The organism is Olsenella phocaeensis (assembly GCF_900120385.1).
GTDB classification, from domain to species: domain Bacteria; phylum Actinomycetota; class Coriobacteriia; order Coriobacteriales; family Atopobiaceae; genus Olsenella_I; species Olsenella_I phocaeensis.
The window spans coordinates 1,422,130-1,435,680 of sequence record NZ_LT635494.1; the positions used below are offsets into that span (position 1 = coordinate 1,422,130).

Here is a 13,551-nt window from a genome sequence, read left to right on the forward strand (position 1 = left end):
TCCCCTCCCGTCCTGCCGTCGTCACGCCCCTCGTCGTCCCTCTCTCCTAGCCCTTCTTGGCCCTGCTCCCGCGCGCGCCCGAGCCGCGCGTCGTTCCCGAGCCACGCTTGGCGCCCCTGCCACGGGCGGGCTTCTTCTCCTTGCCCGGGCAGTCCATGTTGACGCAGATGCGCCAGGGGCCGCGCTGGGTGACCACCTCGACGATGGGCGCGCCGCAGTGCTCGCAGACCTCGCCGGTGGCATGGAGCTCTCCGCGTTGGGGCAGCGGGTAGCTCGTCCCGCAGACGTCGTAGTTGCTGCAGCGGATGAAGCGCTTGCCCGTGCGCTCGCTCTTGTGGGCGATCAGGTCGCCGTGGGTGCCCGCAGCCTTGCAGGTCGCGCACTCCCCCACCACCAGGTCGGGCTCGCGGTTGGTCTCGCAGGCGGGGTTGACGCAGACCTCGTAGGACTTGGAGCGGAAGGGCGTGCACCTGATGCGCGGCGCGCCGCACTTGGGGCAGACGCCGGCCTCCCCCTCGATGGGCGCCACCTTCACGTTTGAGGGCACGGGATAGGTCACGTCGCAGTCGGGCCAGCCCATGCAGCCGATGAAGCTGCCGCGGGTCTTGGCCGAGCTCTTCATGACCAGGTCGCGGCCGCACTTGGGGCAGGTGCCCACCTTGGCGTCGGCGGTGACCGCGTCGGCGATGGCGTCGCCCAGGTCGTCCTTGTGCTCGATCAGGGCGTCGATCATGCCCGCGAGCAGCGCCCTGGAGTGCGTGACCACGCCCTCCTGGGTGTCGCTGCCCTCGGCCACCTTGGTCATGTCGGCCTCGAGCTCCGCCGTCATGTCGGGGCTCGTCACGTGCGGCGCGTACTGGGTCAGGGCCTCGATGACCGCCATGCCCAGCTGGCTGGGCTCGACGGGGTCGTTCTTGAGGTACTTCACGTCGTAGAGACGCTGGATGATCGAGGCGCGCGTGGACTTGGTGCCCAGCCCGCGCTTCTCCATCTCCTGGATGAGCCGGCCCTGGCTGTAGCGGGCGGGGGGCTCGGTCTGCTTGGCGTCGAGGCCCATCCCGACCACGTCGCAGACGTCGCCCTGCGCGAGGGCGGGCAGCTGCTCGTCCTTGCGCGAGCCGAAGGGGTAGATGGCGCGGAAGCCCGGCTTCACGATCACGGTGCCGCTAGCCTGGAAGGGCTCGCCGGCGACGTCGAAGCCCAGCTTGGTGCTCTCGCTCAGCGCGGGGTCCTCGAGCGTGGCCAGGAAGCGCCGCGCGATGAGGTTGTAGAGCCTCCACGCCGGGCCCTCCAGGCGGTCGGGGTCTGCCGCCGCGGTGGGATAGATGGGCGGGTGGTCGGTGGTCTCCTGCTTGCCGCGGGTCGGATGAAGGGGACCTCCGGCCAGGAGCTTCGTGCAGGTGGGGCGATACTGTGGCACGGCGCTCAGCGCCTTCACGACCTCCTTGAGGTCCAGTGACTTGGGGTAGACCGTGTTGTCCACGCGCGGGTACGAGATGAGGCCGTCCATGTAGAGGCTCTCGGCCAGACGCATGGTGCGCGCGGGAGAGATGCCCTCCGCCGCGGCCGCGGCCTGGAGCGAGGTGGTGTTGAAGGGCGCGGGCGGCCGGGTGGTGTGGCTCTTCTTCTCCACCTTGGTCACCGTCGCCTCGCGGGCGTCGCGGACGCGTTCGAAGGCGGCCTTTGCCGCCGCCTCGTCCTTGAAGCGGGCCGTGGCGTGCGACACCTTGAAGCGGGCGCCCTCGTCCGCGCTACCCTGGGGCGCGAGCTGCCCCGAGATCACCCAGTAGTCCTCGGGGACGAAGGCCTCGCGCTCGCGCTCCTTCTCCACGACCAGCGCCAGCGTGGGCGTCTGGACGCGGCCGGCGGAGCGCACGTTGCCAAAGCCACCGAAGCGGGCCATCGTGAGGTAGCGCGTCAGGACGGCGCCCCAGATGAGGTCGATGTACTGGCGGCTCTCGCCGGCGTCCGCGAGGTCCTGGTCCAGCTCCACGAGGTTCTCGAAGGCGTGGTCTATCTCGGCCTTGGTGAAGGCGGAGTAGCGCGCGCGGCTCACGGGCGTGTCGGGCGCCACCTCGCGCATCTGGCGCAGGGCGTCCGACCCGATGAGCTCGCCCTCGCGGTCGAAGTCGGTGCCGATCACGATGGAGTCGGCCTTCTTGGCCAGGTTCTTGAGGGCGCGGATGATGCCCTTCTCGGCCGGCTCCTTCTGGATGGGGGTCCACACCAGGTACGGCAGGCTGGCAACCTTCCAGCCCTTGACGTCGACGCCCTCCTTGGTGAAGGGCTTGCGCACCTTCTCGTAGGGGGGGCGGGCCAGGTTGTCGGGAATCCGGGCGGGAAGGACCTCGCCCTCCTTGGTGACGCCCACCCAGCCGTCCTTCTTGCTGTACCTGAGCTCCACGGGGAAGTCGGGGCGCATGATGTGGCCGCGCAGGCCGATGGTCACCCAGTCCTCCCCGTCATGCGAGAAGCGATAGACGGGCGTGTCGTAGACCTTGTCGGCCTTGGGCTTCCCCGTGGTGCAGAGCAGGCGTGCGATCTGCTGAGCGGCGTCGTTCTTCTCGGTGACTACGAGCTTCAACTAGGCGTCCTCTTCCTCGAGCTTGTGTTCCTGGTACTCCTCGCGGCTCCACTTGAGCGACTCCTTGCCGTCGCGCGCGATGAGCACGTAGCGGGCGACGGCCAGCGCGACCTCGTACAGGCCGATGAGCGCGGCGAACATCAGGACCATGGTGACGGGCGAGGCGTCGGGGGTGACGACGCCCGAGAGCACGAGCAACGCCACGTAGATGGTGCGCCACTGCTCGCGCAGGGTCTTGTAGGGGACCAGGTGCAGGACCGAGAGGTAGAAGATCACGAGCGGAAGCTGGAAGGCGAGGCCGAAGCCGATCTCGAGCAGCATCATGATGTTGAGGTAGTCCTCGGCGTCCGCGATCACGCCCGCGAAGTCTATGGCCTGGTCGACCATCCACCCGATGGCCGCCTTCTGGATCACGAAGTAGCAGAAGAGCATGCCCAGGAAGAAGAGGACGACCATGGCGCCCACCGTGGGCACGACCCACTTGCGCTCGTTCTCCTTGAGGGCGGGCAGGAAGAAGCCCATGGCCTCCCAGACGATGATGGGCGTGCAGACGATCACGCCGAAGAACATGGCCACCTTGAAGCGGATGGTGAAGCCGCCCAGGACGGTGAGGACGGTGAGCGTCGTCCCCTCGGGGAGCGAGGAGCGGATGGGGTCCATCATCATGTCGATGAGCGTGGGCGTGGCGGCATAGACCACGACGGCGGTCACGAGGACCGACACCACGACGATGGTGAGGCGGCGCCTGAGCTCGCCCAGGTGGTCCATGAGCGGCATGCGCGCTGGTCCGATAGGCATCTCTAGACCTCCTTGGGTTCCGCCGCGTCGGCGTCGGAGCCTGCGTCCGAATCGGGGACGGGAACGGTCGTGCTGGAGTCAGCGTCCCTGCGCTTTCGGGGCCTCATGGCATAGAGGGCGGCGGCGGAGGTGTCCGGCTTCGCGGGCGCCTCCTCGGGCACGGCCGGAGCGTCCTCGGACGTGGCCGTCGCCTCGTCGGCGCCGGTGACCGTCGCGCCCTCGCCCTTGGTCCCGTCCGCTGGCGAGACGGGCGCGGGCTCCGAGGGCACGGGCTCCTCCTGAGCCGACGCGGCCCCCTTCTGGGCCGCGGCGCGCTCCGCCTCAAGGCGGGCCTTGCGCTGGGCGAAGGTCTCGGTGCTGCGACGGGAGGGGACGTCCGCGTCCTCGTCGAGGTCGGAGTCCTCGTCGAGGGCGGAGCGGCGGGCGTCGCGCGCCTTGCTCGCCTGGGACGGGTCGCCCATGGCCTCGTTAAGGGGATCGATGACCTCTGCCTGGACCACGGAGGTGAAGCCCTCCTGCGCCTCGCGGAACTGCCTGATGGCGCGGCCGATGGTTCGTCCCATGCCCGGCAGCTTGTCGGGGCCGAAGAGCAGGAACGCAAAGAGCACGATGATCGCGAGCTCGGTCTCTCCTATGCCAAACAAGATGGCCCCCTACTCCTGGGTTCCCGCTCCGAGCTCCTTGTCGACGCCGAGGAGCGCGAGCACGCGGGCTATGTTCTTCTGAAGGTTGGTCACGCTGAGCGTCGCATTGGCGTCGGCGCTGCGGTGCGCGGCACCGACCAGCACGCCAATGCCGGTCGAGTCTATGTAGGGCACCTCGGAGAAGTCGACCTCGATGGACGCGGGGCCCTCCTCGATGGCGCGGTCGAGCGCGTCGCGCAGCTCGTTGGCGTTGGACACGTCCACCTCGCCGACGACGGAGAGCACGCTCGTCTCTCCCCTCCTGCTGTTGCTAATGGAGATTCCCATCTCTGCTCCTTCGTCGATGCGGGACCGCAAGCCCCTGCTCGTGGTCCTACAGGCTGGTTCCTGACCTGCTCGCGAGCACGTCGGAGAGGCCCTGGGTCGTGGTGCCCGAGCTCGTCCCCGTCGCGCCGGTCTGGCCGGACGTGCCGCTGCCGGACGTGCTGCCGGAGTCGGCCGCCTTCGCCGCGGCATCCATGGCCGCAAGCCGCCTGTGGGCGTAGCTCTTGGCCCCGTACTCGTCGTTGGCGTCCTTCTCCTCCGCCTTCTGGTAGGCCTCCCTGGCGGAGTCGGACTCGCCGGCCGCCTCGTAGACCATGCCGAGGTTGGCCCAGGCGGGACCGTAGTCGGGCTGCGCGGCGGTCAGCTCCTCGAGGGCGGCCCTGGCCGCGTCCGTGTCGCCCGAGTAAAGCTGGCAGAGGGCTCGGTTGACGCGCACGACGTTGGAGTCCTTCTGCTCGAGGTACTGGTCATAGTAGGAGATGGCGCTCTTCCAGAGCTCCGCGACCTGCGCCTTCTGGTCGTCGCTCGTGGCGTAGGAGCTGGAGGCGTAGGCCCAGCTCATGTAGTCGTTGCCCAGGTTGAGGAGGGTGGCGAGGCCCTTGGGGTCGGAGTCGAGCCTGGCCTTGAGCTCGTCCACGTCCTTCTGGTACCGGGCGTTGACGGCGTCGATGCCGGTGGCGGCGGAGTCCGTCGCGGAGTCGCCCGAGGACTGGTCCTGGGAGCTGGAGTCGGAGCTCGCCTGGCTCTGGCTGGCGTCGGCGGTCTTCGAGGACGACGCGGGCGAGAAGATCGCGGCGAGCGAGGGCAACATCATGGAAAGGGCCATGAGCACCGCGAAGGCCCCCACCACTATGGCGGTGACACGCCTCTTGCGGGCCTCGCGGCGCTCACGGGAGCCCGCGACACCGGCCTTGCCCCCACCGCCGACCGTGGAGGCGGCAGGCTTCGCCTTGGCGAGGCGCTTCTTGCTTGTGGGGCCTGGCTTGCGTGCCATGTGCGCGACCTTCCTCGGGACCGGGACCAACGGGTGGATTCTTGCTACAAGAGGTTAGCGCGCGGCCCCAAGGGACCACACGCATGTCGCATGATTCTACCCAAAACCCTGAGATGGACCCAAATCCCAATCAGCGGGCGCGCCTCTCGCCCTCCATCCGGGCACAGACGAGGCGCACCGCGAGCACGAAGACGTCGAGCGCGCGGCCGAGGTCCTCGAGCGAGGGGTAGGTGGGGGCTATGCGGATGTTGGAGTCTCGGGGGTCCCTGCCGTAGGGCCAGGTGGCCCCCGCGGGCGTGAGCTTCACGCCCAGCTCGCCCATGAGGGCGACGATGCGCCTCGCCGACCCCTCCGGGCCGTCGAACGAGACGAAGTAGCCGCCGTGCGGGTGGGTCCAGCTGGCGAGGCCCATGCCGCCCAGGCCCTCCTGGAGCTTTTGCTCCACCAGCGCGAAGCGCGGGCCCACGATAGCCGCATGCCTGGCCATGTGCTCCCTCACTCCCTCGAGGTCGTGCAGGAAGAGGGGGTGCGCCAGCTGCGAGAACTTCTCGGAGCTCACGCGCTCGACCGCGAAGGCGGCCCTGACCTCGGCGATGTCCTCGTCGTCTGCGGCGACGAAGGCCATGCCCGAGCTGGGGAAGGTGACCTTCGCCGTGGAGCCGAACTCATAGGCGAGGCGCGACCCGCCCGCCTTCCCGATGGCCGCGAAGATGTCGAGGAGCGCGTCGTCCCGGCCCTCGAAGCAGTGGACGACGTAGGCGTTGTCCCAGTAGATGCGGAAGTCGGGCGCGGCGGGCCTCAGGCCCGCGAAGCGGCGGACGACCTCATCGGAGTAGGTGACGCCCGTGGGGTTGGCGTACTTGGGGACGCACCAGATGCCCTTGACCGTGGGGTCGCCCTCCACGAGGTCCTGGACCAGGTCCATGTCGGGCCCGTCCTCGCCCATGGGCACCGGGACGTTCTTGATGCCGAAGCTCGCCGTGACGGCGAAGTGTCGGTCATAGCCCGGGCTGGGGCAGAGCCACTTGACCTCGCCCTGGCGGCAGAGGGGCTCGCAGCCGCCCACGCCATGGACGAAGGCGTGGGCCACGAGGTCGTGCATGAGGTTGAGGCTCGAGGAGCCGGAGACCACGACGTTCTTGGCGTCGACGCCCAGGATCTGGGCCGCGAGGCGACGTGCGGAGGGCAGGCCCTCGGGCGTGCCGTAGTTGTCGACGATGGCGTCACCGTCCACGAGGGGCGTGGAGGAGCTGACGAGGTCGAGCATGGGACGCGAGAGCGCGGTCTGCTCCGGCGAGGGCTTCCCGCGGGCCATGTCCAGCTTGAGTCCCTGCGCGGCCGTCTCGTCCGCCTGCGTCTCCAGGCGTGCGAGCTCGGCATCCAGCTCTGCGTCCATCAGCTGCTCGTAGGCGTTTGCCATGGCTTCCTCCTCGGCTCTGGTCTGCGCAAGAAGTATATCCCCGCCCGGCGGGGCCACGGGACGCGCCGGGAAATCGGCAAGGGAGGCGAAACCTTCGCGGCCGCGGAGACGGCGGCCAAGGAGGCGGCCCTCGCCCGTACCCTGGGCCGGGGCCAAGATGGCCCGGGGGGCCGTCCCTACTGGACCGTCCCGTAGACCGACCCCCAGCCGTGCGCGGTGATGATCGAGTTCATCTGGTCGCAGAGCCTGGGGCGGGTGTAGCTCCCGCTGGGCATGAGCTCGACGACCTCGGCGAGGNATCCGTCGTAATGAGGTTGCGTCAAAGGTTTCGTATAGAGCGGCGAAGGCGGCCTATACGTCTGGTACGGGGGCCCTTGGCGTCAATGTGGTTGAGGACCGCCAGCAAAGGAATACCCTTTACCTCAGGAATGTTGACTACGTCGTGGATGCCCACGAGGAGGAAGAAGATGGCCATGAGGAAGTCGTTCACGAAGGCCTCGACGCTCATGGAGGCGACGACGGGGCCCAGCCCGAGGACGAGCGGCGCCTCGAGGAACTCGTGCACCAGCAGGTAGGCCGGGGAGTTTGCCACGGCGACGGCGAGCAGCGCCGCCGCGACCATGACGGCGGCGGCGATGGTCCCGTTGCTGGTGATGCGCTCTATCGAGCTCGAGCGGGAGAGGCGCCTCACCACCGCCGGCTCCCTGATGATCCCCGGATGGCGACGCAGCGCCGCTGCGCTGTGCCTCTTGCCGGACGCTTCCCTCTTGTCGGTCATTGCGCTCCCTGCATGCGTGTTCGTGTCTGGTTCGTGTCTGGTTCGTGTCTGAACCCGTGGCCCGGCGCCCGCTGGCGCCGACCTCCCGTGCGGGGCCGTCCCTATAGCTTACCCATGCCCCTCTCGCCTTCGGATGGGCCTGGGGCCGTTTCCATCACTCGCCCAAGGCGAGGAACCCTCTGCCGCCGCGGCATGCAGGAGGCGCGCCCATGCCCTACCATCGACGTAGGGCGACGTCTCCTTCGCCCCATCCCAGCAGGCCGCAGACCCGGGAGGGCGCAGGCGCCATGAACGATCAACGCATCGCCGTAATCACCGATTCCGGAGCCGACGTCGACGCGACGTTCGCCCGGGTGCACGACGTCCGGGTGGTGCCTCTGCGCATCATCTACTCGGACGGCTCGACCTTCCAGAGCGGCGTGGACATAAGCCCCGACGAGGTCGTGAGGCGGCTCGCCGAAGAGATTCCCACCACCTCGCTGCCGTCGCCCAAGCAGATCCAGGCCACGATCGAGCAGGCGCGCGACGACGGCTACCAAAGCGCCGTCGTGGTGACCATCGCGAGCGCGCTCTCGGCCACCAACCAGACGGCACACATGGTCGCGGAGTCCATGGACTTCCCCGTCACCGTGGTCGACACGAAGTCCATCGGCATGATGGCCGGCTTCGTGGTGGAGCGCGCGGTCGAGATGATCGAGGCCGGCGCGCCCTACGAGGAGCTGGGGGACCGCCTCGCCGACGTGGCCGAGAAGACCGACGTGTTCTTTGCCGTCAAGTCGCTCGAGTACCTCTACAAGGGCGGGCGTATCAACAAGCACATCTACCGCATAGGCAGCATGCTCAACATCAAGCCGGTGCTCACCTGCGACGAGGGTGGCTACTACGTCATGGCCAAGAAGGCCCGCGGATGGGAGAAGGCCCTCTCGACCATGGTCGAGCTCTGCGCCGAGAAGGCGGGCCGCTACGAGCGCTGCCACATCGGGCTCTGCGCCTCCATCAACACCAAGGACCTGCTCGATGACCTCGAGGCGCGCATCCGCGAGAAGGTGCCCAACGTCGCCTCCGTCCAGCGCTACGAGCTCTCGGCCGACCTTCTGGTCCATACCGGCCCGGATCTCGTGGGCATGGGCGCGCAGGAGGCGTAGGCGACGGGCGTGACGGCTCTGGATGAGACGAGCGTGCTGGGCCTCGGCCTGGGGGAGTTCGCCACGAGGGCGGGCTTCCTGGTCGTGGTGCTGGGCATCGCCCTAGTGGTGCAGCACTTCGTGGTGCGTGCCGCGCGCAAGGCGCTTGACGGCTCCAACGTGCCCTCCGCGTCGATCTTCGTCAACCTCCTGAGGGCGCTGGTGTGGTCCTTCGCCCTCCTGGGAGTGCTCAAGCCCGTCTTCGGCGTGGAGCCCACCGCCTTCGTCACGGCGCTGGGCGTCACCTCGCTCGTGGTCTCGCTCGGCCTGCAGGACACCATATCCAACCTGGTGGGTGGCCTGGGGCTCATGGTGGCGCGCGTGGTGAGGCCCGGGGACCAGGTGACCGTCGGTGACATCTCGGGCGAGGTGGTGGACGTGACCTGGAGGTCCACCATGGTCNCTCTCGTCGCGCGCCGCCAGCACCCGCTCGCTCACCCGCACGAAGGCGATGCCCAGGAGCGCTGCCGCGAAGGAGCCCGCCAGGATGGCGCACTTGGCGGCCACGACCTCCTCGGGGTCGGGGAAGGCCAGCCCGGCAATGAGGATGGACATGGTGAAGCCCATGCCTCCCATGATGCCCACAGCGAAGATCTGGTCCCAGCTCACGCGGCGTGGCAGCCGGGCGAAGCCCACCCTCACCAGGACCCAGGTGACCAGGATGATGCCCAGGGGCTTGCCCAGGACGGCCCCCAGGAAGACGCCCTGCGCCACGTGGTCGCCCAGCACCAGGCCGAGGTCGGTGCCCACCAGGCGCACCTGGGCGTTGGCGAAGGCGAAGAGGGGCAGGATGAGGAAGTTCACCGGGACCGAGATGAGCCGCTCGACGCGCTGCAGGGGCGGGGTCACGTGGTGCATGACCTTCTCCACGCGGACGGCCGCCTCGGTGAAGTCGTGCTGGCCCAGAACGTGGCTCGAGTCGTCGTAGCGCTCGTCCAGGCTGCCCGCCTGGTGGCCCAGCCAGTCCCTGAGGCCCGAGAGCCTGACGTCGGACTTGGCGGGGAGGAAGAAGGCCAGGACCACGCCGGCAAGGGTCGCGTGGATGCCCGAGTTGTACATGCAGAGCCAGAGGCCCACGCCCACGACCAGGTAGGGCTTGGCGGAGTAGACCCTCATGCCGCTGAGCGCGGCGAGCAGGAGCACCATGAGCAGCGCGGCCGCGCACCAGCCCACGTCGATCGCCTGGCCGTAGAAGAGCGCAAGGACCACGATGGCCAGGATGTCGTCGGCGATGGCCAGGGTCTGGAAGAAGACCTTGGTCTCGGGCGCGACGCGGTCTCCCAGAAGCGACATGACGCCCAGGGCGAAGGCGATGTCCGTGGCGATGGGTATGGCCCAGCCGTGGTGCGCGCCGCCCCAGTTGAGGGCCAGGTAAATGGCCGCGGGCANGGGGCTCATGGTGGCGCGCGTGGTGAGGCCCGGGGACCAGGTGACCGTCGGTGACATCTCGGGCGAGGTGGTGGACGTGACCTGGAGGTCCACCATGGTCCGCGCGCGGGACGGCAAGCTCCAGCTCATCCCCAACTCGGTGCTCAACAAGACGGCGCTGACGCGCAGGACCCGCTGGCAGGTGACCGTGGCCGACCTGCCGCTCGTGGTCGCGCCGGGCGCGGACCTGGACGCCGTGACGGAGGAGGTGCGCGGGCTGGCCCAAACGCTGCTCGCAGGGCAGCTCGACCCGGAGTTCGACGTGGAGCTGACCTTCGGGGAGCTCACGCCGTTTGGCGCACGGGGCGTGGTGCACCTCCACGTGCGCGACGACGTTGTGCCCGCGGCCGCCGTGGACACCCTGGCGCGGGCGCTGGCGAGGCGTGCCTGGCTCGCGCGGGCCGAGGTCGGGCAGGCCTAGGCGTTGTGAGCCATGGTGATGTTGACGCCCGCGACGCATGACGTAGGCAGGAGGCCGCGGCGAAGGCCGCACGCCACTCTCGCCTGATGTTCTGCCCTTGCCTGACGCGTCGCTCTCACCTGGCATATCATCTGCTGGAAACGACATCGCAGCCGTGGGCGCGACCCCGGCAAGGAGGACAAGCATGGAGAAGATCGCCAGCTTCCAGATCGACCACCTCACGCTCGAGCCGGGCGTCTACGTGTCGCGCGTGGACTCGTGGCAGGGCGTGGACGTGACCACCTTCGACCTGCGCCTCACCGCGCCCAACCGGGAACCGCCGATGGACACCGCCGCGGCGCACGCGGTCGAGCACCTCGCCGCGACCTTCCTGCGCAACGATCCCGAGTGGTCCGACCGCGTGGTCTACTTCGGGCCCATGGGCTGCCGCACTGGCTTCTACCTGCTGCTCTTTGGCCTGCTCGAGTCCAAGGACGTGATTGGCCTGGTGACGAGGCTCTTCGAGTTCATCGAGGGCTTCGAGGGCGAGGTGCCCGGCGCCCGACCCGAGGAGTGCGGCAACTGGCACGACAGCGACCTCGCACAGGCGCACTGGTGGGCACGGCGCTACCTTGAGGGGACGCTGCGCGGCATCGACGAGGCTCACATGAGCTATCCCACCGGAGCGTAGGACCTGGCGCCACCGGAGATTGCGCACTCGACCGTCTCCTGCGCTCAAGTCATGCCTCCCAGGACGCCCAGTGCGCACTTCTCGGCTGCCACTACGTCCGGCGCGCGCCTCTCATCCGCCACTACGTCAAACGCGCGCGAGCATCGCCCTCGCAACGTCAAATGCGTGCCTCGCTGCATCGACTACGTCCAGCACGCGTAAGCATCACCCGACTGCGCCCGACGCGCGCCATACGTCACCAATAACGTCGAGCGCGTGCGAATTTCGCTCGACAACGTCGAACGCGCTTTGCGGCAATCGCCCAACTGGGCAAACGTGACGCTCTCGGGCGCATTGGACGCTTTCGGCTGCATTCGGCACACGTTGGGCGCCGTCGGCGGTACACGGCACGCATCGGGCGCCGTCAGTGGAACATAAGACGCGCTGGACGCTCTCGGTTGGGGGCGGCGCGCGTCGGGCGTTTTCGGCGGCGCGCGGCGCGCGTTGAGCACAGTCAGTTGCCTCATGCGCACCGAGCGCCGACGATGACTGACACTTTTTGACCGAACGACACATGAAAGCGCAGGTGGCAAACACTCACAACATGCCGACGGCACCACGGCGAGCGCCGGGCACCGTCAGCGGTCGTCTTTGGACGGCGGGCGTCACGGAATTCTCGCCACCCTCCCTTGCCAAGGAACGCCACGCATCATTCAGCCTGGCCTTTCCGCAGCTCACGAAGTCGCACACCAGTCTGGTGCAAGCTGCATGCAAGTCTCGTGCAAGCACGTTTTATTCCGTATCCTAAATCCGCGCGTGCCCCACGTACGGTGGTTGTTACGGTCCTATGGCAAGTCCCAGGGCCTGACCGACCAGAAAAAGGCATCACACGTTGTGAAGGGGACACGGGCCATGCCGAGGAGAGAGGACTTCCTCAACAGGATCGACGCGCGGCTCGACGAGGCGGATCGCGACGGACGCTTCGCCTGCATGCTCGGCAGAACCGACAGGGAGGCAATGGGACGGCTCGTGCACAGTGGCATGTTGCACAGCCCCTATCCGGGGGTCTTCGTCCGCAGCGAGCTATGGCAGTCCCTTGGAATCGGGGAGCAACAGCTGAGGCTCGCACGCTCCCTCGGCGCAATGCACCCTGACTGGACTTTCTGCGACGCGACCGCCGCACTCGCTCACGGCCTCCCCGTGTCCCACCGACAGCTCTCCCACGTACACGTCTGCCACCTTGGCAGCGGGCGTCACTCCCGCGGCCTCGTGCGATGGCACGCCACCGATGCTGGAGAAACGACGTTCGCCTCGGGCATCAGGGTGACCTCCCTGGAGCGAAGTGCCGTCGACTGCCTTCTCTCGATGGACTTCGGAGACGGTCTGGCGGTAGCTGACGCGACGCTGCGGCGCCTGGAATCGCATACGGACTCACTCGACAAGGCCCTCGGCCGGCTTGGCGCCGGACGGCGCGGCATCAGGCAGGCGCGTCTCACCCTCTCGCATGCCGACCCCCGTTCCGAGAGTGGTGGCGAGTCAATCGCCCGTGCGCGGATGATAGAGCTCGGCTTCGTCGTACCTGAACTGCAGGTGGAGTTCGTCGACCCTCTCACTGGCAAAGGTAGCCGCGTCGACTTCCTGTGGAGGCTCTCGGACGGAAGCATGGTCGTCGGTGAACTCGACGGACGGCAGAAGTACGTCGATCCGGCCATGACGCAGGGACGAGACGCCGTCGAGCTGCTCTCGGCAGAGAGGCTGAGGGAGTCGAGGCTCACGCGGTCGGCAAGGGTCGTTCGCTTCTCGTTCGCGGACGTCTGCAACGCAGACTACTTCGAGCGCCTCCTGGATTCGTTTCGCATACCACGACGTCCGGGCTTCCAGCACGGGTGACGACGCCCAGCGCGCACGAGCGTCGTTCCGTAACGTCGGACACGCGCGAGTTTCTCCCCACGACGTCCAACGCGTGTCGTGTACCGCCGACGGCGCCCGATGCGTGCCGTGTACCGCCGACGGCGCCCAACGTGTGCCGAATGCAGCCGAAAGCGTCCAATGCGCCCGAGAGCGTCACGTTTGCCCAGTTGGGCGATTGCCGCAAAGCGCGTTCGACGTTGTCGAGCGAAATTCGCACGCACCGGACGCCGCCGATGGCGCATGGCGCGCGTCGGGCGTAACCAGTAGCGCATGGCGCGCGTCGGACGTCGTCGGTGACTGCCAACACGCACTGGGCGCTCCCGGCAGCCCCGGACGCTCGTACGAAACTCCGCTCGAAGGCCTAGAATCCGTGACGTCGACGAATGGAGCACAAGAAAGCCAAATCGCACGGCATG

At 68.2% G+C, this 13,551-nt stretch carries 11 protein-coding genes and 3 pseudogenes; 5 read left to right on the plus strand and 9 right to left on the minus strand.

The genetic code is table 11. From position 1 onward, the window contains the following. Positions 1-46: 46 nt before the first annotated feature. From BQ7388_RS06915 to BQ7388_RS11615, 8 genes and pseudogenes are all read right to left on the minus strand, one after another. Positions 47-2,584, minus strand: a complete 2,538-nt coding sequence (locus BQ7388_RS06915) for a DNA topoisomerase I (protein WP_062530625.1) — start codon at positions 2,582-2,584, stop codon at positions 47-49. After that, the gene (gene tatC, locus BQ7388_RS06920; RefSeq protein ID WP_062530623.1) at positions 2,585-3,382 is read right to left on the minus strand and encodes a twin-arginine translocase subunit TatC; all 798 of its coding nucleotides are present in this window, start codon (positions 3,380-3,382) and stop codon (positions 2,585-2,587) included. 2 nt (positions 3,383-3,384) lie between these two features. Further along, positions 3,385-4,026, minus strand: a complete 642-nt coding sequence (locus tag BQ7388_RS06925) for a Sec-independent protein translocase subunit TatA/TatB (RefSeq protein WP_062530621.1) — start codon at positions 4,024-4,026, stop codon at positions 3,385-3,387. A 9-nt stretch (positions 4,027-4,035) separates the two neighbouring features. Beyond that, positions 4,036-4,353, minus strand: coding sequence for an STAS domain-containing protein (locus tag BQ7388_RS06930; RefSeq protein WP_062530619.1), 318 nt, complete (start codon positions 4,351-4,353; stop codon positions 4,036-4,038). Positions 4,354-4,399: 46 nt separating this feature from the next. Beyond that, on the minus strand, positions 4,400-5,344 hold the full coding sequence (locus BQ7388_RS06935) for a tetratricopeptide repeat protein (protein ID WP_062530617.1): 945 nt from the start codon (positions 5,342-5,344) through the stop codon (positions 4,400-4,402). 130 nt (positions 5,345-5,474) lie between these two features. After that, a complete protein-coding gene (locus tag BQ7388_RS06940) occupies positions 5,475-6,764 on the minus strand; it encodes an aspartate aminotransferase type Ic (protein ID WP_062530615.1) in 1,290 nt (429 codons plus the stop codon). A gap of 176 nt (positions 6,765-6,940) precedes the next feature. Then, positions 6,941-7,060 (minus strand): annotated as a pseudogene (locus tag BQ7388_RS06945) (3-demethylubiquinone-9 3-methyltransferase); the annotation flags it as partial. 23 nt (positions 7,061-7,083) lie between these two features. Then, the gene (locus tag BQ7388_RS11615) at positions 7,084-7,542 is read right to left on the minus strand and encodes a Na+/H+ antiporter NhaA (protein WP_083558309.1); all 459 of its coding nucleotides are present in this window, start codon (positions 7,540-7,542) and stop codon (positions 7,084-7,086) included. Between the two features lie 287 nt (positions 7,543-7,829). Here BQ7388_RS11615 and BQ7388_RS06960 point away from each other — a divergent pair, with 287 nt between their 5' ends. Then, on the plus strand, positions 7,830-8,687 hold the full coding sequence (locus BQ7388_RS06960) for a DegV family protein (RefSeq protein WP_062530611.1): 858 nt from the start codon (positions 7,830-7,832) through the stop codon (positions 8,685-8,687). Positions 8,688-8,912: 225 nt separating this feature from the next. Beyond that, a pseudogene (locus tag BQ7388_RS13025) lies at positions 8,913-9,074 on the plus strand (mechanosensitive ion channel family protein); the annotation flags it as partial. Between the two features lie 69 nt (positions 9,075-9,143). On the opposite strand, the pseudogene nhaA reads toward BQ7388_RS13025, so the two are convergent. Continuing rightward, positions 9,144-10,112: pseudogene (nhaA, locus tag BQ7388_RS06970) on the minus strand (Na+/H+ antiporter NhaA); the annotation flags it as partial. 10 nt (positions 10,113-10,122) lie between these two features. Between nhaA and BQ7388_RS06975 the strand changes: the two are divergent. The 3 genes from BQ7388_RS06975 (at position 10,123) to BQ7388_RS06985 (ending at position 13,114) form a co-directional block, all read left to right on the plus strand. Then, the gene (locus BQ7388_RS06975; protein WP_234946938.1) at positions 10,123-10,575 is read left to right on the plus strand and encodes a mechanosensitive ion channel domain-containing protein; all 453 of its coding nucleotides are present in this window, start codon (positions 10,123-10,125) and stop codon (positions 10,573-10,575) included. A gap of 184 nt (positions 10,576-10,759) precedes the next feature. Further along, the gene (locus BQ7388_RS06980; protein ID WP_072500109.1) at positions 10,760-11,245 is read left to right on the plus strand and encodes an S-ribosylhomocysteine lyase; all 486 of its coding nucleotides are present in this window, start codon (positions 10,760-10,762) and stop codon (positions 11,243-11,245) included. Positions 11,246-12,136: 891 nt separating this feature from the next. Next, positions 12,137-13,114 (plus strand): acyl-CoA synthetase family protein, encoded by a 978-nt coding sequence (locus BQ7388_RS06985; RefSeq protein WP_072500110.1) that lies wholly within the window; start codon positions 12,137-12,139, stop codon positions 13,112-13,114. Positions 13,115-13,551: the final 437 nt, after the last annotated feature.